We start from the raw sequence: 25,499 nt of genomic DNA, 5'->3' as shown, positions 1-25,499 counted from the left end.
GGGCCGCGGGGGCGGCGGCCGGGCGCGGGCTCGGCGGGCGGTTGGCCGGGGTGCGCGGGCGTGGCCGGTACGCGGGGCTCGCCTCGCCCGAGGGCGGCGCCCGGGGCTCGGCCGGTCTCACGGCGGGGACCGTCGGGCTCTCGGCCGCGGAGCAGGCCCGCTCGGCCGGCCGCTGGTCCCTGCTGCCGGCCGCCGAGCAGGACCCCACGATCCGCGCCCACGCGACCGCCGAGCTGCTGCTGGACCGGTACGGCGTGATCACGCGCGGCTCCGTGGTGGCCGAGGAGGTCCCCGGCGGATTCGCGGGGCAGTACCGGCTGCTCACCCGGATGGAGGATGCGGGCCAGGTGCGCCGCGGCCACTTCGTCGACGGGCTGGGCGGCGCGCAGTTCTCCACCGGCGCGGTGGTGGATCGGCTGCGCGGGTTCCAGCGGGACGAGGAGGACGCCGCCGTCGACGCCGCCCCGCTCGCCCTCGCCCTGGCCGCGACGGATCCGGCGAACCCCTACGGCGCCGCGCTGGACTGGCCGTCCGTGCCGGCCGGGCCGGACGGCGTCGTGCCCACGGGCCATCGCCCGGGCCGGAAGGCGGGCGCCGTCGTCGTGCTGATCGCGGGGCGGCTGGCCCTCTACATGGAGCGCGGCGGGCGCACGCTGCTCGCGTTCACGGAGGATCCGGGCGAGCTGCGGGCCGCGGCGGAGGCGCTCGTGTGGGCGCTGCGCACCGGCCGCACCGAGCGGCTGAGCCTGGAGAAGGTCAACGGCGGGCCCGTGCTCGGCACGCCGCTGGCCGAGGCGCTGCTGGCCGCGGGGTTCTACTCGAGCCCATCGGGCATTCGGTTCCGGAACTGAGAACCCACGCCCGTCCGCCCGTCCGCAACGCGGGTTGAGTTGTCACGGGTCCCGCCGTCGAACACCCGCGACAACTCAACCCGCGTTGCCCGGGGGTGGCCCTGTCGCGGAGGCGGGGCCCGGGGGGGTAGGTTCGGCCCATGAGCATCGGCGCCGCCCCGCCCGAGGACGTGGGCACCGCCCCCACGGGCACGTCCCCCGCCCCCGAGGCCCTCGAGGACTCCCTGCCGCACCCCTCGGACCCCTCCGTCACCCCGTTCCTCCTGTTCGAGGGTGACGCCGGTGCGGCCATGGACGCCTACCTCACCGCCTTCGTGGAATACCTGCCGGTCACCGAGGTCCGCCGGGACCTCTTCGACGACTCCTCCCCGCGCGGTGCCGAATGGGCGGGCAAGGTCCTGCACGGCGAGCTCGAGATCGCCGGCCAGCGGCTGCGGTTCTTCGACTCCTTCACCCCGCACGGGTTCACGTTCACCCCGGCCATCAGCCTGTTCGTCGAGCTGCCGGACGCCACCGCGGTGGACGCGATCCACGACGCCTTGATCGCCGGCGGCGGCCGTGACTGCATGCCGCCCGACGACTACGGCTTCTCGCGCCGCTTCGCGTGGGTCGGGGACCGCTTCGGCGTGACCTGGCAGCTCAACGCGGCCTGAGCCGGTGACGGCCCGTGCCTGAAGGCGACTCCCTCGTCCGCGTCGCGCATCGGCTCCGCCCCGTGCTCGAGGGCCGGGTCCTGACGCACGCGGATCTGCGCGTGCCCCGCCACGCCACCGCGGACCTGACCGGCTGGACGGTGGCCGAGGTCCTGCCGCGCGCCAAGTACCTGCTGATGCGGCTGACCCCGCCCACGGCCCGCCCCGGGGCCCGGCCGCTCACGCTGATCTCGCACCTGAAGATGGAGGGGCGCTGGCTCGTCTCGGCCGTCGACGCGCGGTGGGGCGCCCCCGCCTGGCAGGTGCGGGCGGTGCTGGAGACGGCGGAGCACCGCGTGCTCGGCGCCCAGCTGGGCCTGCTCACCCTCGTGCCCACCGCCGACGAGGCCACCGTCCTCGGCCACCTCGGCCCCGACCTGCTGGACCCGGCCTGGGACACGCCCGACGACGGCGCCGCCCTGCTCACCGAAGGCGTGCGGCGGCTCACGGCCCGGCCCGAGCGGCCGGTCGGCCTGGCCCTGCTCGACCAGCGGCTCGTCTCCGGGATCGGCAACATCTACCGCTGCGAGACCCTCCTGCTGGCCGGCATCGACCCGCACCGGCCGATCGGCGACGTCGAGGACGTCGCCGGACTCGTGCTGCTCGCCCGGGACCTGCTGCGCGCCAACGTCCCGCCCGCCGCCCCCGCCACGGGCGCCCGGCGCCGGACCACGGGCGTGCGTCCCAACCCGGGGCGACCCTTCGGGGTCGAGGTGCTGGTCCCGGCCGGTCCGCCACCCGGCACGGCACCCGGCCGGACGGCCGGCGCGCGCGGCGGCGGGACGCCGTCGTACTGGGTCTACGGGCACGACCGCGCCCCGTGCCTGCGCTGCCGCGGCCCCGTCCGCCAGGAGGACTACGGCTCCCCCGAGGACGACGCGCGGCAGCTGTGGTGGTGCCCGCACTGCCAGCGCTGAGCCGGACGCACCCGAGCGGTGGCCACGTGTGGTCCCCGCTCCCTACGCTGAACCCGCCCCGACCCGAGGAGAAGTCATGGCCGACCCGTTCCCGAAGGACCCGGAGGGCGCCGTCGTCGCGCTCGTGCTGGCCGGTGGCACCGGCGGCCGCCTCATGCCGCTCACCGCGGCCCGCGCCAAGCCGATGGTGCCGCTGGCGGGCCAGTACCGGCTGATCGACGTCGTCCTGTCCAACCTGGCCCACTCGCGCCTGCGGGACGTGTGGGTCGTGGAGCAGTACCGCCCCTTCACGCTCAACCAGCACCTGGCCGGCGGCCGGCCGTGGGATCTCGACGGCACCCGCCACGGCCTGCGGCTCCTGCCCCCCGCGCAGGGCCGCGCCGAGGAGGGCTTCGCCCGCGGCAACGGGCACGCGATCGCCCAGCAGCTGCCGCTGCTGGAGCAGTTCGGCGCCGAGACCGTCGTGGTGCTCTCCGCCGACCACCTGTACCAGCTGGACCTGCGCCCCGTGCTGGCCGAGCACGCCCGCTCCGGCGCCGAGCTCACCGTGGTCACCACCGAGACGGACGAGGACCCCTCGCGCTTCGGCGTCGTGCAGGTGGACGACGACGGCGCGGTGACCGACTACGCCTACAAGCCGGAGGACCCGGCGGGCACGCTCGTGGCCACCGAGGTGTTCGTGTTCGACGTCGCCGCGCTCTCCGAGGTGGTCGGCGACCTCGTGGCGGGCGAGGACGAGGCGGCCACCAAGGACGAGGGCGAGACCGATGAGGACGGCGACCCCGTGGGCTCCTCCCTCGGCGACTACGGGGAGAGCATCATCCCGGCGTTTGTGGCGCGGGGGCGCGTGCGGGAGCACCGCCTCGTGGGGTACTGGCGGGACATCGGCACCCTGGACGCGTACGTCCGCGCCCACCGGGAGATCCTCGACGGCACCGGCCTGGACCTCGCCGCCGAGGGCTGGCCGCTGATCACCAACCCCCACCAGGCGCCGCCGGCGTGGGTGGCCCCGGACGCCCGCGTCTCCGGCTCGCTGCTCAGCCCGGGGTGCCGGATCGCGGGCGAGGTGTCGGACAGCGTGGTCGGCCCCGGGGTGGTCGTGGCGGCCGGCGCCACGGTGCGCGGCAGCCTCCTGCTCGGCGACTGCGAGGTCCCCGCGGGCGCGGTGCTGGACACCGTGGTGGTCGACGTCGGCGGGGCGGTCCCGGCGCGCGAGGTGACGGGGCGCGCCGCGCCGGCCGAGGAGGTCGTGGTGCTCACCCCGCAGGACCGCGGCCCGGCCGAGGACGAGACCACCGGCTCCGGCCGGCCCGGCCGGTCGGACTGAGCGGCGCCGGTCGGACGCAGCCGCGCCGGGCTGGGAGGATGGACCCGTGGCCGTCCCCTCTCCCCTCCCCCCGCGCAACGGCGTCAACGCCACGCGCCTGCGCCTGCCCACCTCCGGCTGGCCCACCGCGCAGGACTACGTGCTCCACCGGTTCGGTCACGTGGACCCGGAGGGCATCCGCGCGCGCTTCGCCCGCGGCGAGGTCGTGGCGGCGGACGGCACCGCACTGACGCCGACGACGCCGCTGGGCGTGCACGACGACCTCTGGTACTACCGGGACGTCCCCGACGAGGCCCCGCTGCCCGTGACGCACACGCTCCTGCACCGCGACGAGCACCTCGTGGTCATCCACAAGCCGCACTTCCTGCCCACCACCCCGGGCGGCCGCTTCGTCCAGGAGACCGCGCTGGTGCGGCTGCGCAACGAGCTCGGCCTCGATGACCTCGTGCCCCTGCACCGGCTCGACCGGGCGACGGCCGGCGTCGTGATGTTCTCCGCGAACCCGGCCACCCGCGGCGCCTACCACCTGCTCTTCGAGCGGCGTGCCGTGGCCAAGACCTACGAGGCCGTGGCGCTCCTGCCGGACGCCCCCGACGACGGCGCCCGCGGCCCCGGCGCCCCGACCGACCCCATCCTGGGGCGGTTCCCGCTGACGGTGCGCAGCCGGATCCGCAAGGACAAGGGGGTCCTGCGCTCCGTGGTGGAGGAGATCCCCGCGGCGGCCTCCGGGCGGCGCGCGGGCGCCCCCGTCCGGACCCGGCGCTCGAACCGGCCCCACGCCGGGGCGAACGCGGAGTCCCGCGTGGAGCTGCTGGGCGTCGGCGTCTCCGCCGGGACGCTGGCCGGCCGGCGGGTGGCGCACCTGCGGCTCACCCCGCGCACGGGGCGCACCCACCAGCTACGCATCCACCTGGCCGCCCTGGGCCTGGGCATCGCGTTCGACCCGTTCTACCCGGACCTGCTCGACCTCGCCCCGGACGACGTCGCACGGCCCCTGCAGCTGCTCTCCCGGTCGCTGCGCTTCACGGACCCGGTGACGGGCGAGGAGCGGGAGTTCACCTCCCCCGCCGAGCTGCAGGAGCGACCGCGGTGACGGGCGGGGACCCGGCCGCCCTGATGGACGCGCTCGGAGCGTGGTTCCACCCGCTCACCGCGCTGCTCGTGGCCCTGGACGCCCCGATCCCGCCCGTCCCGTCGGAGGTGGTGGTCATCGGCTCGGGGGCGCTCGCAGCCGAGGGCCGGGTCTCCCCCGTGGCCGCGGTGCTGGCGGCGTGGCTGGGCTGCTGGGCCGGGGACGTCGGCCTCTACGCGCTGTTCCGCCACGGCCTCGCCGACCGCCTGGACCGCTGGGCGTGGTGGCGTCGGATCCACCGGGGGATCCGGAGCCTGCTGGTGCGGGTGGGCCCGGCGGGCAGCCTGGCGGGGCTGTCCGTGCTGCGGTTCGTCTCGGGCGGACGGACGGCGTCGATGGCGGCGGCCGGGATCGGCGGGATCCGCTGGCCCGTGTTCCTGTGGCTGTCCGGGGCGGGCTCGCTCGCGTGGTCCTCGTCCATGGTGGGGCTCGGCTGGATCACCGGCCGGGCCACCGGCCTGCCGTGGTGGGCGTCCGCGATGGTCGGCATGGTGTTCGGTACCCTTGCAGGGTTGATGATCGCGGGGATCATGGCCCACCGTCGCCGGGGCCGGAAGGGGTGAGCATGCAGGACGCGTCCTCCGAGTCCCGCGCCGCCCTCGAGCGCCTCCGGGCCGCCTCGGCGCCCCGTCCCGACGACGCCGAGACGCGTGCCCCCGCCGCGCGCCCCCGCCGCGCCCTGGCCGCGCCCGGGGAGATCTCCCGCCGCGATCTGCGCCGTCACGAGCGCGCCCTGCGCTCGGGCCGACCCGAGACCGCCGCCGAGCGCCGCGTGCGCGAGGACCGCCGCGCGGACGTGCACCGCGCCATGGACCGCCTGCGCACTCCGGGCGCTCCCGCCGAACAGCGCCCACGCCGGGACCTCAGCGAGATCCTGGACCGCCTCGGCAGCCCGGACCTCGCCCGTTTCGCCGATCCGCTCGTCGGCACGGTCGAGCGCATCCTCCCCGCCCCGGGGCGGGACCCGGAGAAGGCCGCGGAGGCCGCACGTCGCCGCGCTGCGGCCGAGGAGCGCCGGCGGGCGCGCCTCGACGAGGAGGCCCGCCGGGCCCAGGCCGCGCGGGTGGCCCGCCGCCGCCGCGAGGAGGAGAAGCAGCGCCGTCGGCGTGAAGCCGAGCGGCGCCGTCGGGTGGCGGCCGAGGAGAAGGCACGTGCCGCCGCCGAGGCGGAGGCCCGCCGCCGGGAGCGGGAGGAACGGCGCCGCCGGGAGGCGGAGGTCGCCGCCGAGCGCGCCCGCGTGCAGGCGGAGCGGCGGGCCCGCGAGGAGGCCGCGCTCGCCGAGCGGGAGCGGCTCCGGCTCGAGGCGGAGGCGGAGGCGGAGCGCCGTCGGCAGGCGGCCGAGGCCGAACGCCGTCGCCTCGAGGCCGAACGCGTCGAGGCCGAGCGGCGCCGTCGGGCCGAGGAGGCCGAGCGGCGCCGTCGCGAGGCGGAGGAGGCCGCCCGCCTCGAGGCCGAGCGACGTCGACGCCAGGCCGCACGCGTCCGCGCCCACACCGTGCTGCACGCCGAACGCGCCCTCGCCCAGGCCCGGCTCCTCGAGGACCGCGCCCGGGAGGCCGAGCGCCTTGCGGCGGAGGACGCCGCCCGCCGCCGTCGCGAACACGAGAAGCGGGAGTCCCGCGCGCTCGCCCGGGCCGCGCGCGAACTCGAGGGCCCCGAGGTCTTCCCGGCCGCCGCCGACCGTCCGCTGCTGTCCGACCCGGAGGAGCGGCTCACCGACGAGGAGCTGTTCGCCCGGGCCCGGGTGGCCCTGCCCGAGTGGCGGCGGCGGCAGCGGCTCTCCACGAAGGCGCAGGCCGTCCGGGCCGAGGCCATCGCCCACTCCCCGGCGGGGCCGGTCACGGGCGCCCTCCCCCTGATCCCCGGCTACACCCCCGCCCCGCCCGAGGAGCCGGCCGGCTCACCGACCCGCGCGGACCGGCTCGGCCAGACGCTGCTGACCGTCGTGTGGGCGTTGTTCGTGCTCTCCAGTGCGTGGGGCCTCGGTCTGGCCGGCCGCGTCCCCGGGCTCGGCGCGCTCGACGCCGGCGCCTACCCGCTCACCGCCGACGGCCGACACGGCCCCGGCGCGAGCGTGTTCGGGCTGTCCCCGCTGCACCCGGCGATCTGGCCGGTGCTGTGGCTGCTGACCGGGATGTACGTGCTCCGGCAGTGGGGGCGGGGCCAGGGCGCGTCGCCGCGGCACCGCCGCATCCGGGGCGCGATCGCGGGGGCCCTGCTGGCGCTGGCGCTGTGGTTCCCCCTGGCCGTCCTGGCCCCCGGGGGCCTCGACGTCGTCCCGTGGCTGCTCGCCCTCGTCCTCATGCTCCGTGTGGTCCGGCGGCTCGGCGCACGCCCGGCGGCCCGCCGCGTCGCACGGGTGGCCGAGGACGGCGCGCTCGGCGTGCTGCTGGGCACCCTCCTCGCCGGCGCACCCACCGCGGTGGGCGCCGCCCTCCACGCCTGGGGTGTGCACGTCGGCTGGTTCCCGACCGAGCTGCTCGCCCTGCTGGTGCTGGTGGCCCTGCTGCTGGCGGCCCTGCGCCTCGTGCTCGGGGGGCGCGGCCGCATGGGTGTGGCCCTGGGCATGGCCTGGACCCTGCTCTGCCTCGCCCTGCCCCGCCTGCTGCCCAGCCCGCTCGGGGCGCAGCAGAGCGTGTGGGTGGGTCTCGCGGCCGCCTTCGGGGCGCTGCTGCTGGTCACCGCCGCGGCCGTGCGCCGCTCCTGGGCCCGCCAGATCGAGCGCGACGCCGCCCGCCGGCCGCACCCGGCCGGCGCCTGAGCCCGGCCCCGTTCAGCGCCCGAGCCCAGCGGGCACCGGGACCCACCGGCCGCCGTCGCGCCGGAGCACGTCCAGCCGGCCCGTCACGGCGACGCCGGACACCGCCTCCGCCATCCGCCGCGCCACCTCGGCGGCCTCGGCGTCCTCGCCGGCCCGGTGCGAGCCGGGCACCGTGAAGCGCAGCACGATCCGCGGGACGCGCGCGACGACCTCGATGTCCTTGGCCGCGAGCACGTGCGTGGCCTGGACGGCGGCCTCGGCCAGGTCCATGACCTCTTCGGGCCGGTGGCCGGGCAGGAGGTCGCCGATCTGCAGGCGGGCGCGGTAGGAGGGCATGGGCCCAGGGTAGGGGTGGACGCAGCAGCGGTGACGACTTCTCTCGTCGCACGGGCCGGCCCGCCCTTCCGCCCGCGGCGGACGCGAGCCCTCCCGTGTCCGGACCCGCTCGTAGGGTGGGGTGCATGACTCAGACCGCCACCCCGCAGACCGACGCCCCCGCCGTGCCCGCGATCTTCGAACCGATCGAGATCAACGGCGTGCGCGTGCGCAACCGCCTGATCCTGCCGCCGATGTGCCAGTACTCGTGCGAGGCGCGCGACGGCGTCCCCCACGGCTGGCACTTCCAGCACCTGGGCGCCCGCGCGGCCGGCGGCTTCGGGATCGTGGTGGCCGAGGCCACCGCCGTCACCCCCGAGGGACGCATCTCCGCGTGGGACACCGGCCTGTGGAACGACGAGCAGCGGGACGCGTGGGCGCCGATCGCCGAGTTCATCGCCTCCCAGGGCGCCCTGCCCGCCATCCAGCTCGGTCACGCCGGCGCCAAGGCCTCGACCGTCCCCATGCACCCGGGCGCGCCCGCCGGGCAGCCGATCCTCGAGGGCCCCGACTCCTGGGAGACCCTCTCCCCCTCCGGCGTGGCCACCAACTCCATGGAGATCCGCACCCACGCGATGCGGGTGGACGAGATCCGGGAGACCGTCCAGGCCTTCGCCGACGCCGCCGAGCGCGCCGACCGTGCCGGCTTCGGCGCCGTGCAGCTGCACGCCGCCCACGGCTACCTCATCCACCAGTTCCTCTCGCCGCTGACCAACACCCGGACCGACGAGTACGGCGGGGACTTCGAGGGCCGCACCCGCTTCCTCAAGGAGGTCGTGGCGGCCGTGCGCGAGGTGTGGCCCGCGGACAAGGTCCTCGGCATCCGCATCTCCGGCTCGGACTGGGTCGAGGGCGGCTGGAGCATCGAGGAGACCGTCCGCCTGGCGCAGGAGCTGCAGGGGCAGGTGCACTGGTTCGACCTGTCCTCCGCGGGCATCGGGGACACCTACGAGGGCCCTCAGGGCCCGGGCTATCAGGTGCCGCTGGCCACCGCCGTGAAGGAGGGCACCGAGGGGATCGTGGTGTCCGCCGTCGGCTCGCTGACCGGCGCCGAGGAGGTCGCGGCCGTGGTGGACGAGGACCGCGCCGACGCCGTCTGCGTGGGCCGCGCCGCCCTGGCGAACCCGAACTGGCCGACCGCGGCCGCCCTCGCCCTCGACGTCCCTTCGGAGCAGGTGCCGATGGCCCGGCAGTACTTCCGCGCCAAGTGGTGAGCGGAACACGCGGGACCCGGTGTGCCCCCGGCGCGGAACTCCGGTAGAACAGAACCATGAGCGTGCGCACCCCCGACCCGAATCCGGGCTGGCTGTCCGACGAGGACCTCTACGAGGCCCGGCGTCGGCTGCCCATGGTGTATGTGGAGGCCATCCCGGTGCGGTTGGACTCCCTCGGCTACGTCACCGAGATCGGCCTGCTCTACGTGGCGGACGAGACCGGCACGTTCCAGCGGACGTTCGTCTCCGGCCGCGTCCAGTACCGGGAGACCATCCGCGCCGCGCTGATGCGCCACCTGGAGAAGGACCTCGGCCCGCTCGCGTTCCCGCAGCTGCCGCCGTCGGTGGTCCCCTGCACCGTCGCCGAGTACTTCCCGGCGCCGTCCGAGACCGGGCTGACGGACGACCGCCAGCACGCCGTGGCCCTGGTCTACGTGGTGCCGGTGACGGGTGAGTGCCAGCCGCGCCAGAACGCGCTCGAGCTGACGTGGCTCACCCCCGAGGAGGCCCTCGGCGAGGACATCCAGGCCGAGTTCATCGGTGGCCGCGGGGACCTGGTGCGCCAGGCCCTCGCCCACGTGGGATGGGGGCGCTGAGCATGGCACCGGTCGTCGGCGGCTACCTCCGCCATCTGAAGTCCCAGGACGTGCAGCCCGGGGACAGCTTCCTGACCCGCCGCGGCGAGCCCGCCCCGCCCGTGGCCTCGACCCGGGTGATGCGGGACGACTTCGGCACCCCCGCGCTCGTGATCGCCACCCTCGAGGGCGGCCGGGAGGTCAAGATCGCGCACGGCTCCGTGATCCGGGTCCGCACGGACCGCCCGGAGGAGCGCAGGGCCGTCCCGGACACCACCTTCTCCCCCGTGGACGCGGGGTCCCCCGAGGAGCGGATCGTCGCCGTCGGCAAGCGCCACCTCGAGGACACCGAGCTGACCGCCACCGCGGCCCGGCTCTCGCACGGGTTGAACCTGCGCTCCGGCTCCCAGCTGGAGGACGTGTTCGGCATGGCCGAGCGGCTCTACCTGCTGCACGAGGACACCGAGGGCACGCTCGCCACCCTGGGCCTGCTGACGAACCTGCCGTGGGACGGGGCCGTGGGGCGGTGGAAGTCCATCCAGGCCGCGCTGTCCCTGGCGTCGCTGATCCTGCGCGAGGAGGGCGAGCACATCGCCGCCGCCAACCTCGGTCGGCGCCTGCTCGAGGCGGACGAGGTCCCCTCCGAGCCGGGCCGGGCGGCCCGGGTGCTCGAGGTGCGCCAGCGTCAGCTCAACGAGCCGCCGCTCTACGACCGGGAGATCTCCCGCGCCCTGCAGGCCCGCGACGCCGAGGCCGAGTATCAGTGGCGCCGCGCCCGGTTCGACCAGCTGCTCTACCTGCGCGCCCGCGGCGGCTCGAAGACGCTCACGGACGCGGACCTGGATTCCCGGATCGCCCGTGAGCTCGGCACGCTGCGCACCCTCGCCGACGAGCTCGAGGCGAAGGCCGCCACGCGCCGGTGACACGCCCTCCGGGGTCCGACTCGTGTGGCGCACCTCACTCTCCAGCCCCTGTCGGGGCTGTGCTCCCGGCATGACCGGCCCCGCACCCGCCCAGCTCCGCCCCCTCCGCGCCACGGGCACGCCCGCCGTCCTGGCGGCCTTCCACGCGGGCACCGTCGGCATGGCCGACCCCGCAGAGGTCACCGACGACGCCTCCGCCCGCGCCTACGTCGACGGACTGGTCCAGGCGGAGGGGACGGACGCCGTCGCCGTGGTGGAGCGCGGGACGGACACGCTGATCGGCCTGGTCGCCGTCGTGCGCGACGAGGCGCACGGCACCGGCGCGCTCACCGCCTGGCTGCATCAGGGCTGGCGCGGGGACGCGATCATGTCGCGTGCGGCGACCACCGTGACGGACGCCGAGCTGGCCGAGGGCGGCCTCGAGCGGATCGAACTGGCCCACCGGGCGGACAGCCCGACGGCGGGGGCCGTCGCCCGGGCCGCTGGGCTCCGTCACGAAGGCACGCAGCGCGGCCGCCTCCGCACGGGCGGGCGGCGGCTCGACGTGCACCTCTACGGCCGGCTGGCCGCGGACCCGCTGCCCGAGGAACGCGTCCGTCCCCTGCCGTGGGCCTCCGACGCCCGCCCCTGGGCCGACCGCTGACCGCGACCCGCCCCCGACGACGCCCCGCGACGCCGTCACGCCCTCCCGGCCCGATGCCCCGCTAGTCTGCCGAGATGACCACCCCGACCGGCGCCATCCCGAGCCCGCATCCGCGGCCGTTCCTCCTCGTCCAGACGCGCCCCGAAGACGACGCCGCGGCCGCCGAGGTCGAGGCCGTCCAGCGACTGGGCGGCTATCCGGAGGGCCGGCTGCGGGTGCTGCGCCTGGACCGCGTCGTGCAGCGCCCGGACGTGGCCACGCACGGCCTGGACTGGGAGGCGGAGCTCGCGGACGTCGCCGCCGTGATCCTGCCCGGCAGCCCGTTCACGGGCTCCGATCCCGAGGAGACCAAGTCCCCCGTGCAGCGCGCCGTGGAGGCGGAGCTGGGCCGGATGCTCGACGTCGTCCGGCGCCGCGACCTGCCGTTCCTCGGCTGCTGCTACGGCGTCGGCACGCTGGGCCGGCACGCCGGCGGCGTCGTGGACAACGCGTACGGCGAATCGGCCGCGCCCGTCGAGGTCACGCTCACCGACGAGGGTGTCGCGGATCCGGTGCTGGCCGGGGTGCCGCGCACGTTCGCGGCGTACGTCGGCCACAAGGAGGCGATGAGCGCGCTCCCGCCCGGCGCGGTGCTGCTCGCCGCGGGCGCCGACTGTCCCGTGCAGATGTTCCGGCTCGGCACCCGCCAGTACGCCACCCAGTTCCACCCGGAGCTGGACCAGGCCGGTATCCTCGAGCGCCTTGAGATCTACCGCGAGCACGGGTACTTCGCCCCGGGCGAGTACGAGCCCACGGTGGCGGGGCTGGCCGCCGTCGACCCCGAGCACCCCCGCCGGATCCTGGCGAACTTCCGCACGCTGTTCGGCTGAGCCGCCCGGCCCACCCCGTAGCGTGGCCGCATGGACACGCACCGCGCCACCGCTTCCCTGCCCTGGATCGACGGCCCCGCCGTGCGCGCCGCCCTGAGCCCGCGCGCCGCCGTCGACGCGCTGGAGGCGGCCCTCGCCGCCGGCCTGGACCCGGAGGCCGACGCCCCCCGCACCCGCGTGGCCACCGCCGCCGGGCAGCTGCTGCAGATGCCCTCGACGCGCGGGGCCGAGGTCGGCACCAAGCTGCTCACCCTCACGCCGGACAACCCCGAGCGCGGACTGCCCGTCATCCAGGGCGTCTACGTGCTGTTCGGCGCCCCGGGCACCCCCGGCCAGGCCCCGCGGGCCGTGCTGGACGGCGTCGAGCTCACGGGCCTGCGCACTTCCGCGGTGTCCGCGCTCGGGGTGCGGCTGCTCGCGGACGCCTCGCCCCGGCACCTGGTCGTGTTCGGCACGGGCGTGCAGGCGTGGGAGCACGCGCTCACGTTCCAGGACGTGTTCGGGCTGGAGCGGGTGTCCGTGGTCGGCCGCGACGCCGACCGGGCCGCCGCCCTGGCCGCGCGCATCGAAGCGGAGCTGGGCGTGACCGCGAGCGCCGCGGGCCCGGAGGCCGTGGCGGAGGCGGACGTCGTGGTGACGTGCACGGCCGCGACGGCCCCGCTGTTCGACGGGACGCTCGTGCCGGAGCACGCGACGGTCGTGGCGATGGGCTCGCACACCACGGACGCCCGCGAGACCGACGACGCCCTGGCCCGCCGCGCGACCGTGGCGGTGGAGTCGCGGGACTCGGCCGCCCGCGAGGCCGGGGACGTGACCCTCGCGATCGACTCCGGCGCGCTGGCCGGGATCGAGGACACGGTGACGCTGGCCGAGCTCGTGGCCGGGACCGCGCGTCGTCGGGAGGGCGCGCCCGCCCTGTTCGTCACCACGGGCATGCCCTGGCAGGACCTGGTGGTGGCGAGCGCGGTGGCGCGGGAGGTGCTGGGCTGAGCCGGGGCGGCCTGCGGTGCCTGCGCACTACCCTGGGTCCCATGCCTGAGACCCCCGCCGCCCCGACGCCGCAGCCCGCCTCCGGTGCCCCCGCGCATCCCTCGCAGTTCGGCTTCGAGGTGACGCACCGGCTGGAGACCGGCGGTGCGGACGGCGCCCCGCTCGGCCGCACCGGCGTCATCACCACCCCGCACGGGCGGATCCAGACGCCGGCGTTCATCCCGGTGGCCACACAGGCCACGGTCAAGGCGGTGCTGCCGGAGTCGATGGCCGAGCTCGGCGCGCAGGCCCTCCTGGCCAACGCCTACCACCTGTACCTGCAGCCCGGGGACGACCTCCTCGACGAGGCCGGCGGCCTCGGCGCGTTCATGAACTGGCCCGGCCCCACCTTCACGGACTCCGGCGGCTTCCAGGTGATGTCCCTGGGCTCGGGATTCAAGAAGGTCATCGACATGAAGGGCCCCGGCGCGCCCGAGGGGCAGGGCGCCGACGACGCCGTCGCCCCCGGCAAGGAGCGCCTGGCCAACGTCGACGACGACGGCGTCTGGTTCAAGTCCCACCTCACCGGGGACCGACACCGGTTCACCCCCGAGGTGTCCGTGGGCATCCAGCACAACCTCGGCGCGGACATCATGTTCGCCTTCGACGAGCTGACCACCCTGCACAACTCCCGCGGCTACCAGGAGGAGGCGCTCGAGCGCACCCGCCGCTGGGCCCAGCGCTGCCTCGACGAGCACGCCCGCCTCACCGGGGTCCGCGCGGCGCGGCCGTACCAGGCGCTGTTCGGCGTGATCCAGGGCGCCCAGTACGAGGACCTGCGCCGCAAGGCCTGCCGCGACCTCGCGGCGATGCGGGCCGAGTTCCCGGCCGCGGGGGAGCTCGACGGCGTGACCTCCGGCTTCGACGGCTATGGCGTCGGCGGGGCCCTGGAGAAGGAGATCCTCGGGACCATCGTGGGCTGGTGCGCGCAGGAGCTGCCCGAGGACAAGCCGCGCCACCTGCTGGGCATCTCCGAACCCGATGACCTGTTCACCGCCGTCGAGAACGGCGCCGACACCTTCGACTGCGTCTCCCCCACCCGTGTGGCCCGCACCGGCGCGTTCTACACCCGCGACGGGCGCTACAACCTGCCCGGGGCGAAGTACCGCCGCGACTTCGGCCCGCTGGACCCCGAGTGCGACTGCTATACGTGCGCCCACTACTCCCGCGCGTACCTGCGGCACCTGTTCAAGGCGAAGGAGATGGTGGCGCACACGCTCCTCTCCATCCACAACGAGCGGTTCACGGTCTCGCTCGTGGACCGGATCCGTGCGGCCATGCAGGACGGCACGCTCGCCGAGCTCAAGGCCGAGACCCTCGGCCGGTACTACGCCCCGAAGGGCTGAGGGGCGCTGGGTGCGCCGGCACGCTGCGGGGGGGAGCCAGCACGCTGCGACGGGCGCGAGCCAGACGTTTCTGCTGTTCTGAGGGGGCTGTCACGACCGATTCGTCTGGCTCGGCGCCGCTCGGACGCGTGGAAGACGTGAGCCAGACGATTCAGCGGCTCCTGCACAGGGCCGCGGGCGCAGCTCGCCCTCCACGGCCCTCGCGGTCGCGGCGCCGGGTCCGCTGGTGGAAGGGGAGGCTGGCGGCATGGTCGCCCCTCCTCCGCACCACGACGCCGCCCCCAGCCCCGTCTTCCCGGTCGCCGCGGGGCTGCAGGCCGGTCTGACGGCCTCGCAGCTGCGCGGCCCCCGGTTCGACGCCCCGCACCACGGGCTGCGGCACACCGCCGGGGGTCAGCCCTCACTGGCCGACGTCGTCCGCGCCCTCCAGCGGACGAACCCCGGCACCGCGGCCACCCACGCCACCGCCGCTCGCCTCTGGGAGATGTGGCTGCCGCGGCAGTGGGAGCGCGGCCCCATCCATCTGACGCGCACGCGGGCCGAGGGCGGGGCGCCGCGCCGCAGCGGCGTCGTCGGGCATGAGCTGCACCCGCAGGACCCCGTGCTGGTGCGTGCCGGGGTGCGGATCACGACGCCGGCCGCCACCTGGGCGGCGCTGGCGCAGCTGGGTCTGCCGTTGGCCGACGTCGTCGCCGCCGGGGACAGCCTGCTGCAACGGGCTGACGGCCCGGCGGGCCGACGTCGTCCCGGCGACCATCCACGGTGCACCGTGCGTGATCTGGAGGCGGAGGTGCTCCGGGTGCGTGGGCGGCGAGGGACGCGGACCCTGCGGGCGGCCCTGCCGCTGCTCAGGGACGGCGCGGATTCGCGGGCCGAGACGCTCCTGCGACTGGCGCTGGCCGACGCGGGTGTGCCGGAGCCGGAGGTGAATCCGCTGCTGATGCTGAGCGACGGGTCCACCGTCCGGCCGGACCTGGTGTGGCGCGAGGCCCACGTCTGCGTGCAGTACGAGGGCGATCATCACCGGACGGACCCGCGGCAGTGGCGCCGTGACATCGAGCGCGACCGCAGGATGCAGGCCGAGGGGTGGATCGTGCTGCGCGTGACCGCCAGCGTCTTCACTCGGCGCGGTCTCGACGCCCTGCTGCGCGACCTCGCCGCCCACCTGCGGCTCCCTCTGCCTGCGTGAGCCAGACGAATCGGCCGCCGAGCCAGACGAATCGGCGGCAGGGGGGCGTGCGCACCAGCAGAAATCTCTGGCTCACGCCGCCGCCCCCGCTCGCGTCATCTCACACGAACGCGCCGACCCCCGTGATCTCGCGGCCGATGATCAGCCCCTGCACGGTCTCGGTGCCCTCGTAGGTGTGGATCGCCTCGATGTCCGCGAAGTGGCGAGCCACCTCGTTCTGGATGAGGATGCCGTTGCCACCGAGCAGGTCGCGCGCGTTCGCGGCGATGGACCGCGCGGCGCGCGTCGCCGAGTACTTGGCCAGGGACGCCATCGGCCCGGTGAGCCGGCCCTCGTCCTCGAGCCGGGTCGCACGCAGCACGAGCAGCTGCACCTGGGTGAGCTGGGAGAGCATCTCGGCCAGGCGGGTCTGCACGCTCTGGGCGGCGGCCAGCGGCCGGCCGAACTGGATGCGCTGCCCCGCGTACTGCACCGCCGCCTCGTAGCAGCCCACGGCCTTCCCGAGGGCGGACCACGCGACGCCCACGCGCGTGGCGAAGAGGACGCGGGAGGTGTCCTTGAAGGAGCGGGCCTCGGGCAGGACGTCGGCGTCGGGCACGAAGACGCCGTCGAGGGTGATGTGGGCCTGGTCGATGGCCCGCAGCGCGACCTTGCCCTTGATGACCTCGGCCGTGTAGCCCTCGGACTCCTGGCGCACGATGAACCCGCGGACCTTCTCGTCCTCGGCGCTGCGCGCCCACACCACGGTCACGCCGCCGGCGGCCCCGTTGCCGATCCACTTCTTGTGCCCGTGCAGCCGCCAGCCGCCGTCGACGCGCTCGGCGCGGGTCTCCAGCGAGACGGAGTCGGAGCCGTGGGTCGGCTCCGTGAGCGCGAAGGCGCCGTAGAGCTCGCCGCGCGCCATGGCCGGCAGGTGCTCGGCACGCTGCTCCTCGCTGCCGCACAGCTGGATCGAGCGCATGGCCAGACCGCCCTGCACGCCCGTCATCGTGGCGATCGAGCCGTCCAGGCGCGAGAGCTCCATCATGGCCAGGCCCGCTGCAACGCGGGAGACGTCGGGCAGCCCGTCCACGGGGACGCCGTCGCGCAGCAGGTCGGCCTGCCCCAGGCGGGCCACGAGGTCCAGCGGGTACTCGTGGCGGTCCCACGCCTCCCGGATCCGGGGCAGCACGTCCGGCTCGAGCGCGAAGGCGCGGGCCCGACGCCACACATCCTTCTCGGCGTCGGAGACGTCCGCGAGCGCGAGGTAGAAGTCGGTGTCCAGCGGCGTGGCGACGTCGTACTCGGGCTCGACGGTGGGCAGGGTCTCGGTCATGGTGGCCTCCCGGGCGGGGTCGGAGAGATGGGTGTGTCCGCCATCACCCTACACCAACTGACACGCCATCTCACAGAATCAGACGCAGTCTCACCTCCTCTCCGCGCCCGTGGCACCATGGCCCGCATGACGACGCCCGCCGAGGACACCCTCACCGCCCTGATCCACCTGCTGGACCGCGAGGGCTACGACGCCGTCACGGCCGACCAGCTCGCCCGCCAGGCCGGCATGAGCCGGGCCAGCTTCTTCCGCCACCTCGGCGGGAAGGAGGAGGTGGTCTTCGCCGACCACGCGGCGCTGCTCGCCCGCCTGGACGACTTCCTGCGCGGCACCTCCCTCGGCGTGCGGGAGGCCCTGGAGGAGGCGGTCCTCCAGGTCTTCCGGCATCACACCGCCGATCCGGACCGGGCCCGGGCGCGCTCCCGCCTGCTGCGCGGCTCCCAGGCGCTGCGCACGCGCGAGCTGCTCACCTCGCACCGCTACACGGAGCTGTTCTCCGGCTGGCTCGCCACGGCCCTGCCGGACACGCCCGCGCGCGGCGGGGTCGCCGTCGGGCTGGCGGCGGCCGTGGTGGCCGTCCACAACCGCGCCCTGCGGGCGTGGCTCCACGCCCCGGCCGACGACGCCGAGGCCGGCCTGCGCGCGGACCTCGCGGAGGTCATCGCGCGGCTCACGGCCGAGCCGGCCGAGGCCGAACGAACGCTCGCCGCCGTGCGCCGACTCGTGGGCTGACGCCCCGCCCTCAGCGGCCGGCGACCTGCGCGTTCTCCGCCCCGAACGCGGGCGGGTAGCGGAACTCGCCGGCCGGCACCTCCGCGCCGTCCTGGAGCGTGAGGATCTGCAGCGCCTCGGGTTGACGCGCGAAGGCCGCGTGCACGCCGTGCTCGGAGGCCCGGTGGAAGCCGAACTTCGCGTAGTACTCGGGCCAGCCGTAGACCACCACGACCTCCTCGCCGTCGGCCTGGGCCTTCTGGAGCAGGGCGTTGACGAGCGCGGTGCCGGCGCCCTCGCCCTGGTGCTCGGGCAGGACGCCGTGCGGGGCGAGGGCGATCACCTCGGCGTGGTCGATGTGGGCCCGGACCAGGGTGCCGTAGCCCATCGGGTCCGACTGCAGGTCCGTGCCGGGGATCGCGGCGGTCATGGCCACGAGGGAGTACTGGGGCAGCCAGCCCTCCGCGCCGCCGGCGAGCGCCTCGACGAGGTCGGCCTCGGCCGTGGACGCGAAGGCGAGCTCGGCGATCTGGCGGACGGCGCGGCGGTCGGCCGGATCGTCGTGATCGGCCTCGCGGGTGGACCAGCGGTGGCCGAGATCCTGGCCGGCAGGGACGTGGGCGGTGCGGTGGCCGGGGGTCTGGGTGCTGTTCTGCTCGGCGCTCATGCGCTCACCGTAGCCAGGGTGTGACCCCGGATACAGAGACGGCGCCCTGCGTCACGCTCGTGACGCGGGCGCCGTCGCCTCCTCCGGCCGGGGGCGGGCTCAGTCGATCTGCAGCTCGCCCATCGGGCCGAAGCCCTCCGCACCGACCTGCTCGGAGATGATCTGGGGCGTGCTCGCCAGCAGCGGGCGCATCGCGTCCAGGCCCTCCTGGAAGTGCGGGGACGCGACGTGGGCCTGCGCACCCTCGTCCGTGAACCCCTCGAGCAGGAAGTACTCGTTCGGGCCGCCTTCCACCGGGCGGTACCACTCGAAGAACAGGTTGCCGGGCTCGGAGCGCACGTCCGCGGTGTACTTCGCGACGGCGTCCATCCACTCGTCGGCACGCTCGGGCTGGACGGTGAACTTCAGGTTGATGAGGATCATGCCGTCCATTCTGGTCCACCCGGCACGGCCGCGGCACGGCCTCGCGTCCGCCGCGCGCGGAACCGCCGGGCCAGCAGCCACAGGCCCACGACGACGGCGACCACCAGCACGGCGACCAGCACCGGCAGGAACAGCGCGGCCGCGACGAGGCCGGCCGCCGAGACGTCCTCGGCCGCCGAGAGCACGGGCGCGGCGGCCCCCACCGTGACCGTGTCGGCTCCCACGACCGTCTGGACGACGTCGTTGACCGCGTCCACCCCGGGGATCTTGTCCGCGACGAGCTCGAGCGCGAGCAGGGCGCCGAGGATCCAGAGGGAGGCGTCGGCGGAGAGCCACGTCCACCCCGCGGGCAGGTCGACGAGCCCCGTGAACCGGTCCAGCAGACCCAGGGCGAGCAGGGGGATGTAGGCGTTGAGCCCGGCCGAGGTGGCCAGGCCCGTGCCGGTGAGGAACTCGAGCACGTCCGTCCCCGTCCTTCGCGGGTCGCTCGGGGCGCCCGGGCGGACGCTCCGGGTCCGAGGACCCTCGTTCCCCGGTGAACACCGCCGGCCGTCGGGCGCTTCCCGTCCGGGGTCGGTCCTACCATGGGCGCATGCCCCAGACCGCTCACTCCCCCCAGCACTCCGCCTCCGCCCCCGCGCTCGCCCTGACCATCGCCGGGTCCGAGGCCACCGGCGGCGCCGGCGCCCAGGCCGACCTCAAGACGTTCCAGGAACTCGGCGTCTTCGGCATCGTGGCGCTGACCTGCATCGTCTCCTTCGACCCGGAGGACGACTGGAACCACCGCTTCTTCCCCGTGCCCACCGAGATCCTCCAGCAGCAGCTCGACGCCATCCAGGGCGACTACCCGGAGCGGCTGCGCACCGTGAAGCTGGGCATGCAGGGCTCCCCGGAGGTCATCCGCACCTCGGCCGCGGCCCTGCGCCGCGCCGAGTGGGACCACGTGGTCCTGGACCCCGTGCTCATCTGCAAGGGCCAGGAGCCGGGCCACGCCCTGGACACGGACCAGGCGCTCAAGGCCGAGCTGCTGCCGCTGGCCACCTTCACCACCCCGAACCACTTCGAGACGGAGCAGCTCTCCGGCATGACCGTGCGCTCGGTCGAGGACCTGACGGCGGCCGCTCGGCGCATCCACGAGATCTCCGGCGCGGCCGTCCTGGCCAAGGGCGGGATGCACCTGCCCGGCCCGGACGCCGTGGACGTGTTCGTGGACGGGGACACCGTGGAGGTGCTCTCCGCCCCGAAGATCGGCCAGTCCGGCGTCTCTGGTGCGGGCTGCTCGCTCGCCGCCGCCGTCACCGCCGAGTTGGCCAAGGGTGCCACCACGCTCGAGGCCGCGCGCCGCGCCAAGGAGTTCGTGCGAGCCGGCATCGCGCAGGCGGTGGAGGGCCGCACGCCGTTCGCCGCCCTGTGGCAGGGCGGCCTGCGCTCCGCTTGAGCGCGCACGTGGGCCGCTGACTCGTCCTGAGCCGGGCGGTGCGCCACACTGGGGGCATGAAGCTCCCCTCCCCCGCCCCTTCCGCCCCCGGCGAGGTCCACCACTCGGCGTCGTCCGTTCCCGTCGACGGCGTCGAGGCCGTCTTCCCCGCGCTGCGCCAGCGCGCCCTCGCCCCGGGCGGCCGGCTCTACGGGCTGGCGGCGGCGGCCGCGGTCGGCGGGCTCACCCTGCTGGATCCGCACGCCCGCCGAGGGCGCGAGCGTCGGGCCCTCGCAGAGCTCGAGGCCGCCGTCAGCGGCACGGTCCTCGCGGCCGAGACCGCCAACGCCCTCCACACCGCCGCGATCGCCGACGGCGAGGTGGCCCCCTCCCCCGCCGCGCGTGCCCTGCGCGGGCTCGGCGGGCTGGCCGTCGGCGGCGCGGTCGCGGCGGTCACGCTGCGTGCCACCGGCCTGAACGACCGGATCGACGGTGCCCTGGTGCGCGGGCTCCAGCGGGTCGGCGTCCCCGCCCCGCGCGTCGCGCTGGCCGCAGCGGCCTCCCTGGCGATGCTGCTGGCCAACGAGGACGCCCGCCGGACCCGCCGCGACGCCGTCGAACTCGCCGTCACCGGACCCGCCGGCCTGGACGAGGACCCGGTCGACGAGGTCGAGCCGGAGGCCACCGCCGAGCTGCCGGTCGAGGTGCGCGTGCTGCTCGAGACCCTGCTCGACCCGGCGCTGGCCGAGGGCCGGGACCTGCCCGGGGCTGAGGCGCTGCGCTCCCAGCTGCCGCACGCGCGCACCGTCGCATCGGTGGCCGAGGCCATCCGTGAAGCCGGCGAGGTCCCGGACTGGGTGCCGCTCGTCGTCCAGACCGACGACGACGTCCGGCGCGCGGTGCCGAACGACTGCGTCTGGCCCGTCCGCGGCCGCTTCGCCTCCGGATCCGCCGGAGGACACGAGCTCGAGCTGCGCCTGCAGGTGATCGACGGGGAGATCGGCGCCCTGACGGTGACCCTGCCCGCGGACGCCGAGGCGGACAGCGACGCCTGGGACGCGTTCCAGGAGATCGAGTCCTTCCCCGGCGTCGAGGACCTGGCCTTCCACGTGGACGGCGACCGGCGCGCCTGACCGGGAACTCTCCCGGGGCCCGTCCAGCCCGGCCCACTACAGTGGGGACCCGCCCGACGTCGTCGATCCCCCTCCCGGAGAGTTCCCGCCATGACCACCCCCGCCCCGGTCGCGTCCGCCGCCCGTGCCCGTCGCCGCGCGGCCCGTTCCGGCCCCCGCCCGCAGCTGCGCATGGGACTGAACGGGTTCCTCGTGGCCTGGCTGCTGCCCAACCTCGTGATGGCCGCCGTGGTGGCGATCCTGGCCGTGGTCCCGGGCCTGCAGGCCTTCGGCAGCCTGACACCGCTGCTGACGGTGGTCGGGGTCGCCGGGCTGGTGGTGGGGCTGCCGCTGTGCCTGCTCGTGAACTGGGCGTTCCGGCACGTGCTCAACCAGTGGGTCCACGTGCTGGCATACGCGCTGATCGGCATGCTCTACGGCCTGGTGGTGCTCACGCAGGGCGCTGCGGGCATCCTGCCGATGCTCATCCCGGTGATCGGCTTCCCGGCCGCCGTGCTCATGGCCCTGGGCCGGACGGCGGCCCGTCCCCTCGTCCGCACGGTCACCCCGGAGCCGTCGCCCGCCGAGCCGGCCTGAGCACGCCCGACAACGAAAAGGACGATGGCCGGATGGCCATCGTCCTTCTCGGAACCGCGTCCGGGGCCCGCATCCCCTCAGGCATGTATCCCGGCTCGTGATTCGCACTGTGCACCGTCTCAATGGGGCATGACCCACTCTAGGAGGGACGACGGCGCCCCCGACAGTGGCGGAAGGTGCAGACTTTCGGGCCCTGATGTGATGCAGGTCACATGGGTCTGGTCCGCCGCTGCGACGGCGTCGGCCTCGTCAGACGGACCTGGGGAGCACCGCGCGCACCCGCCACCCCCAGCCCCCCGGCCCGGCCTCGATCGTGCCGCCGAAGGTGGCCACGCGATCCCGCATGGAGTTCAGGCCCACACCGGAGGAGTTCCACTGCGGCGGGCCGGACCGCTCGGTGACGGTGTTCTCCACCTCGAGCACCACGTCCGGCCCCGCGTCGCGGAGTTCGATGCACACGCGCGCGCCCTCGCCGGCGTGCTTGGCGACGTTCGTGGTGGCCTCCTGGAGCACCCGGTGCAGGGTGGAGCGCACGGAGATCGGCATCGCGTTCTGGTCGCAGCGGACGTCCGTCTCCACCGTCATTCCGAGACTGCGCAGCTCCTCGGCCAGTTGGGCCACGGACAGCACCGGATCCGCGGACGTCGCCCCGTCCGCGCCCCCCGCGGCGCCCGGCTCACCGCTCGGGTCCACGATCCCGTCCTCCTGGAGGATGGAGAGCATGCGCCGCAGGTCCCGCAGCGCGTCCTTCGCGGAGTCCCCCACCACGTCCAGCACGCCCTGAGCCGCCTCCGGGGCGCCGAGGTAGCGTGCCGTCCGAGCCTGCATCGAGATGATCGTGAGGTTGTGCGCGACCACGTCGTGCAGGTCGCGGGCCAGGGAGCGACGCTCGGCCTCGGCGGCCAGCCGGGCCCGCTCCTCCGCCTCGAACACCCGGCGGCGATCCCGCTCCCGCCGGGCCAAGCTCTCGCGGATGAAGAGCCCGCCGCCGAGGCCCATGGACATGAGCAGCAGGATGAACCACGTCGCGTTCGACTGACCCACCGCGAACGGCTGGGCGACGCCCCAGGTCAGTGCCAGGACGGCGGCCGTGACGACGAACCCCCAGGAACGGGCGGTCGCCGCGACGGCCCCGAGGACCACGGGCGCGACGACGGCGAAGAGCACCTCGGAACCGCCGACGACGGTCGCGACGGCCCCGGGCAGGAGCAGGGCGAAGCCCACCGTGCTGCGCCACCACTGGGCGAGGAAGGCGCTGGTCGCCGACGCGATGGCGATCCCGTCCAGGACCGGGATGGCGCCGTGGCCCGGGCCGAAAAGACCGATGTCGGACGCGGTCGAGGCGAGCAGGAAGGCCGACCCGAAGGCGAGATAGACGCGGCTCAGCGGCGCCGCGGCCCAGAACGCGCCCCACCGCAGGCTGCGCGGCTGACGCCACGACGAGGAGCGGCGCGCCCGGGAGGGCGCGCCGCTCCGGACGGAGGGGATCGATGGGCTCGAATCAGGCATCAGGGGCGGACCGACCCGGGGTCAGTCGCACCAGATGCCGAAGTGGCGACAGGTCCACTCCGCAGTGCCCTTGGAGAGGCCCAGGGGCGTGACGACGTCGTCCTCGGCCGAGGCCGCCGAGGCGGCGGCGGCCGGAGCGCCGACGAGGGTGGAGGCGAGAAGGAGAGCGGAAGCGAGGAGAGCGCGAGTCTTCATGGCCCCAGTATGTATGACGCCCGTCACAAATGGTGCACGCCGCGCACAGGCCGCGCCGCGGCATGGCGCAGATGACGGCCGGCGGGCACCCCGGCCTCGCCCCGACGCCGACAAGGTGGCATGCGCCACAGCACCGGTTACGCTGACCTGCGTGTCCGAAGAGCTGCGCATCCTGATCGCCGACGACCAGCCGCTCATGAGCGGCGCGCTCCGCGTGCTCGTCGACTCTGCCCCCGGCATGACCTGCGTGGGTGTGGTCGCCAACGGCGTCGAAGCCGTGGAGGCGTGCGCCGCCATCGAGCCGGACGTGGTCCTGATGGACATGCAGATGCCCCTGATGGACGGGGTGGAGGCCACACGCCGGATCAAGGAGACCCACCCCGCGATCCGGGTCCTGGCGATCACCACGTTCACGTCCGAGGACTATCTCGTGCCGGCCCTGCGCGCCGGAGCGGGCGGCTACCTCCTCAAGGACGCGGAGCCGCCGGCCATCCTGGGCGCCATTCAGGCCGTCCATCGCGGCGAGTCCGTGCTCTCCCCCGCCGTGGCGACCAAGCTGCTCGCCTCGATCGAGCGGGACCGGCCGACGGTGGGCCCCACCTCGGTGCAGCCCGGCAGCCCCGACGGCTCCGACCTCACCGAGCGGGAGCTGGGCGTGCTGCGGCTGCTGGCCAGGGGTCAGTCGAACCCGGAGATCGCCGCGAACCTCTTCGTCTCCGAGTCCACGGTCAAGGCCAACCTCACGCGGATCATGGCCAAGCTGGAGGTCCGCGACCGCGTCCAGCTGATCATCCGGGCGGCCCAGCTCGGGCTCGTCACCCTCGCCCTGGACTGAGCGCGGCGGGGTCAGCCACGGGCCGCGATCTCGTTGCGCCGCGTGTTGAGGTCCTTCAGGACTTGCATCCCGTGCTCCACCACCGGGTCCGCCTCGGCCAGGAGCGACTCCTTGGCCGGCCCGTAGGCGAGGTCGGCGAACGTGCCGTTCTCCGGGTCGAGGGCCCGGATCTCCTGCTGCACCAGGCGCACCTGGTCCAGGCCGGCCGCGTACTCCACCGCTCGCTCGTCGATCTTCGTCAGGGACGCCTCCGCGTCCTCCGGGATCTGCTCCAGGGCGAACTGGGCCTCGTAGAGCCGGTTCTGGTACGTGCAGGGCTCCTCGATGTCGTAGAGCCCCACGCCGCGACCCACGGCCTCCTGATTGGCCTGGGCGATCTCCTCCGCCAGGCGCTTGCCGACGGCGACATCCGTGGGGGCGGCCATGCCGGCCTCCGCCATGGCCACGTTGACGGTGCCGCCGCCGATCGAGATGACCGCGCTCTCCATCCCTTCGGGCGCGCCCTCGTCCGAGGTGGTCATGCTCGCGGTCGCCCCCTGCGGGAGCCGATCACGCAGCCAGGAGTAGGACTCCTCCCCCATGCAGAGGTTGGGGCCGACCTTGAGGCCCTCCGGGTTGCGGCCCGCGCTCGTGACGCCGGCGAGGACCACGGTCCGCTCGGTGCCGCCTTGGTTCACCACCACGGTGTTGCCGTCCAGCACGGTGACGATGTCCACGCGGGCGGCGTCGGCGGCCACGCCGCGGAGGACGGTGACGATGCCCAGCAGGAGCAGGACGGCGGCGACGGCGAGGAAGACCAGCAGCCCCTTCAGGGGGACCCGGGCACGGGCGGCGACGTGAGTCATGCGGACTTCCTGCAGGTGGACGGCGGGACG

28 protein-coding genes are annotated in these 25,499 nt (G+C 75.3%); 20 read left to right on the top strand and 8 right to left on the bottom strand.

The genetic code is table 11. The annotated features are described in order from the left end of the window. The 7 genes from MF605_RS09810 to MF605_RS09780 all read left to right on the top strand — a co-directional run. Positions 1 to 851 (top strand): Lhr family helicase (locus tag MF605_RS09810; protein ID WP_422614628.1); only part of this gene is annotated, 851 nt, incomplete at its 5' end. 140 nt (positions 852 to 991) lie between these two features. Further along, complete coding sequence (locus MF605_RS09805) at positions 992 to 1,504, top strand: VOC family protein (RefSeq protein ID WP_134415945.1); 513 nt, start codon at positions 992 to 994, stop codon at positions 1,502 to 1,504. A gap of 14 nt (positions 1,505 to 1,518) precedes the next feature. After that, positions 1,519 to 2,460: a DNA-formamidopyrimidine glycosylase family protein gene (locus MF605_RS09800; RefSeq protein ID WP_134415947.1), complete on the top strand. Its 942-nt coding sequence runs from the start codon at positions 1,519 to 1,521 to the stop codon at positions 2,458 to 2,460. Positions 2,461 to 2,536: 76 nt separating this feature from the next. Next, the gene (locus MF605_RS09795) at positions 2,537 to 3,787 is read left to right on the top strand and encodes a glucose-1-phosphate adenylyltransferase family protein (RefSeq protein ID WP_134415949.1); all 1,251 of its coding nucleotides are present in this window, start codon (positions 2,537 to 2,539) and stop codon (positions 3,785 to 3,787) included. Positions 3,788 to 3,833: 46 nt separating this feature from the next. After that, positions 3,834 to 4,880 carry a pseudouridine synthase gene (locus MF605_RS09790; protein WP_036383698.1) on the top strand — a complete coding sequence of 349 codons (1,047 nt, stop codon included), beginning with the start codon at positions 3,834 to 3,836 and terminating at the stop codon, positions 4,878 to 4,880. After that, the gene (locus MF605_RS09785) at positions 4,877 to 5,482 is read left to right on the top strand and encodes a DedA family protein (protein ID WP_078025454.1); all 606 of its coding nucleotides are present in this window, start codon (positions 4,877 to 4,879) and stop codon (positions 5,480 to 5,482) included. Before MF605_RS09790 ends, MF605_RS09785 begins: the two co-directional genes overlap by 4 nt. Positions 5,483 to 5,484: 2 nt before the next feature. Then, complete coding sequence (locus MF605_RS09780; protein ID WP_134415951.1) at positions 5,485 to 7,680, top strand: TspO-related membrane protein; 2,196 nt, start codon at positions 5,485 to 5,487, stop codon at positions 7,678 to 7,680. 12 nt (positions 7,681 to 7,692) lie between these two features. On the opposite strand, the gene MF605_RS09775 is transcribed toward MF605_RS09780, so the two are convergent. Continuing rightward, the gene (locus tag MF605_RS09775; RefSeq protein ID WP_036339857.1) at positions 7,693 to 8,016 is read right to left on the bottom strand and encodes a hypothetical protein; all 324 of its coding nucleotides are present in this window, start codon (positions 8,014 to 8,016) and stop codon (positions 7,693 to 7,695) included. A 125-nt stretch (positions 8,017 to 8,141) separates the two neighbouring features. On the opposite strand from MF605_RS09775, the gene MF605_RS09770 reads away from it, so the two are divergent. The 8 genes from MF605_RS09770 to MF605_RS09735 all read left to right on the top strand — a co-directional run bounded on the left by MF605_RS09770 (position 8,142) and on the right by MF605_RS09735 (position 15,843). Further along, positions 8,142 to 9,269, top strand: a complete 1,128-nt coding sequence (locus MF605_RS09770; protein WP_036339859.1) for an NADH:flavin oxidoreductase/NADH oxidase — start codon at positions 8,142 to 8,144, stop codon at positions 9,267 to 9,269. Positions 9,270 to 9,325: 56 nt separating this feature from the next. Further along, positions 9,326 to 9,865: an NUDIX hydrolase family protein gene (locus MF605_RS09765; RefSeq protein WP_036316089.1), complete on the top strand. Its 540-nt coding sequence runs from the start codon at positions 9,326 to 9,328 to the stop codon at positions 9,863 to 9,865. 2 nt (positions 9,866 to 9,867) lie between these two features. Beyond that, entirely contained in the window at positions 9,868 to 10,767 is a 900-nt protein-coding gene (locus MF605_RS09760; RefSeq protein WP_231119456.1) for a DUF6707 family protein, read from the top strand. Positions 10,768 to 10,837: 70 nt separating this feature from the next. Beyond that, a complete protein-coding gene (locus tag MF605_RS09755) occupies positions 10,838 to 11,410 on the top strand; it encodes a GNAT family N-acetyltransferase (RefSeq protein ID WP_095347335.1) in 573 nt (190 codons plus the stop codon). Positions 11,411 to 11,484: 74 nt separating this feature from the next. Further along, the gene (locus tag MF605_RS09750; protein WP_063189935.1) at positions 11,485 to 12,279 is read left to right on the top strand and encodes a glutamine amidotransferase; all 795 of its coding nucleotides are present in this window, start codon (positions 11,485 to 11,487) and stop codon (positions 12,277 to 12,279) included. Between the two features lie 30 nt (positions 12,280 to 12,309). Further along, positions 12,310 to 13,269 (top strand): ornithine cyclodeaminase family protein, encoded by a 960-nt coding sequence (locus tag MF605_RS09745; protein WP_134415953.1) that lies wholly within the window; start codon positions 12,310 to 12,312, stop codon positions 13,267 to 13,269. Between the two features lie 41 nt (positions 13,270 to 13,310). Further along, positions 13,311 to 14,654, top strand: coding sequence for a tRNA guanosine(34) transglycosylase Tgt (gene tgt / locus MF605_RS09740; protein ID WP_134415955.1), 1,344 nt, complete (start codon positions 13,311 to 13,313; stop codon positions 14,652 to 14,654). 247 nt (positions 14,655 to 14,901) lie between these two features. Further along, positions 14,902 to 15,843, top strand: a complete 942-nt coding sequence (locus MF605_RS09735) for an endonuclease domain-containing protein (RefSeq protein WP_100057904.1) — start codon at positions 14,902 to 14,904, stop codon at positions 15,841 to 15,843. A gap of 100 nt (positions 15,844 to 15,943) precedes the next feature. On the opposite strand, the gene MF605_RS09730 is transcribed toward MF605_RS09735, so the two are convergent. Then, positions 15,944 to 17,158, bottom strand: a complete 1,215-nt coding sequence (locus MF605_RS09730; RefSeq protein ID WP_100057905.1) for an acyl-CoA dehydrogenase family protein — start codon at positions 17,156 to 17,158, stop codon at positions 15,944 to 15,946. A 126-nt stretch (positions 17,159 to 17,284) separates the two neighbouring features. Here MF605_RS09730 and MF605_RS09725 point away from each other — a divergent pair, with 126 nt between their 5' ends. Next, positions 17,285 to 17,890: a TetR/AcrR family transcriptional regulator gene (locus tag MF605_RS09725; protein ID WP_036341145.1), complete on the top strand. Its 606-nt coding sequence runs from the start codon at positions 17,285 to 17,287 to the stop codon at positions 17,888 to 17,890. Between the two features lie 10 nt (positions 17,891 to 17,900). Here MF605_RS09725 and MF605_RS09720 read toward each other — a convergent pair whose 3' ends face one another. The 3 genes from MF605_RS09720 to MF605_RS09710 form a co-directional block, all read right to left on the bottom strand. Then, on the bottom strand, positions 17,901 to 18,536 hold the full coding sequence (locus MF605_RS09720) for a GNAT family N-acetyltransferase (RefSeq protein WP_002856702.1): 636 nt from the start codon (positions 18,534 to 18,536) through the stop codon (positions 17,901 to 17,903). A 99-nt stretch (positions 18,537 to 18,635) separates the two neighbouring features. After that, positions 18,636 to 18,959 (bottom strand): putative quinol monooxygenase, encoded by a 324-nt coding sequence (locus MF605_RS09715; RefSeq protein ID WP_010079505.1) that lies wholly within the window; start codon positions 18,957 to 18,959, stop codon positions 18,636 to 18,638. Further along, a complete protein-coding gene (locus MF605_RS09710; protein ID WP_044659066.1) occupies positions 18,956 to 19,420 on the bottom strand; it encodes a DUF4126 domain-containing protein in 465 nt (154 codons plus the stop codon). The genes MF605_RS09715 and MF605_RS09710 overlap by 4 nt, the downstream gene beginning before the upstream one ends. A gap of 131 nt (positions 19,421 to 19,551) precedes the next feature. Between MF605_RS09710 and MF605_RS09705 the strand changes: the two genes are divergently transcribed. From MF605_RS09705 to MF605_RS09695, 3 genes are all read left to right on the top strand, one after another. Further along, positions 19,552 to 20,397, top strand: coding sequence for a hydroxymethylpyrimidine/phosphomethylpyrimidine kinase (locus MF605_RS09705; protein ID WP_020624820.1), 846 nt, complete (start codon positions 19,552 to 19,554; stop codon positions 20,395 to 20,397). Between the two features lie 56 nt (positions 20,398 to 20,453). Continuing rightward, complete coding sequence (locus tag MF605_RS09700; RefSeq protein WP_020624819.1) at positions 20,454 to 21,509, top strand: hypothetical protein; 1,056 nt, start codon at positions 20,454 to 20,456, stop codon at positions 21,507 to 21,509. Between the two features lie 90 nt (positions 21,510 to 21,599). Continuing rightward, a complete protein-coding gene (locus tag MF605_RS09695) occupies positions 21,600 to 22,085 on the top strand; it encodes a hypothetical protein (RefSeq protein ID WP_020624818.1) in 486 nt (161 codons plus the stop codon). Positions 22,086 to 22,334: 249 nt separating this feature from the next. Here the strand turns inward: MF605_RS09695 and MF605_RS09690 are convergent, their stop codons facing one another. Next, complete coding sequence (locus MF605_RS09690) at positions 22,335 to 23,594, bottom strand: sensor histidine kinase (protein WP_101967249.1); 1,260 nt, start codon at positions 23,592 to 23,594, stop codon at positions 22,335 to 22,337. Positions 23,595 to 23,615: 21 nt separating this feature from the next. Then, complete coding sequence (locus MF605_RS09685; protein WP_166795239.1) at positions 23,616 to 23,789, bottom strand: hypothetical protein; 174 nt, start codon at positions 23,787 to 23,789, stop codon at positions 23,616 to 23,618. 151 nt (positions 23,790 to 23,940) lie between these two features. Between MF605_RS09685 and MF605_RS09680 the strand changes: the two genes are divergently transcribed. Beyond that, positions 23,941 to 24,624: a response regulator gene (locus tag MF605_RS09680; protein ID WP_100056586.1), complete on the top strand. Its 684-nt coding sequence runs from the start codon at positions 23,941 to 23,943 to the stop codon at positions 24,622 to 24,624. An 11-nt stretch (positions 24,625 to 24,635) separates the two neighbouring features. Here the strand turns inward: MF605_RS09680 and MF605_RS09675 are convergent, their stop codons facing one another. Then, on the bottom strand, positions 24,636 to 25,469 hold the full coding sequence (locus tag MF605_RS09675; RefSeq protein WP_134415958.1) for a thermonuclease family protein: 834 nt from the start codon (positions 25,467 to 25,469) through the stop codon (positions 24,636 to 24,638). Between the last annotated feature and the right edge of the window lie 30 nt (positions 25,470 to 25,499).

The organism is Micrococcus luteus (genome assembly GCF_022664405.1).
Lineage (GTDB): Bacteria > Actinomycetota > Actinomycetes > Actinomycetales > Micrococcaceae > Micrococcus > Micrococcus luteus.
This window is presented reverse-complemented; position numbering and strand designations above follow the sequence as displayed.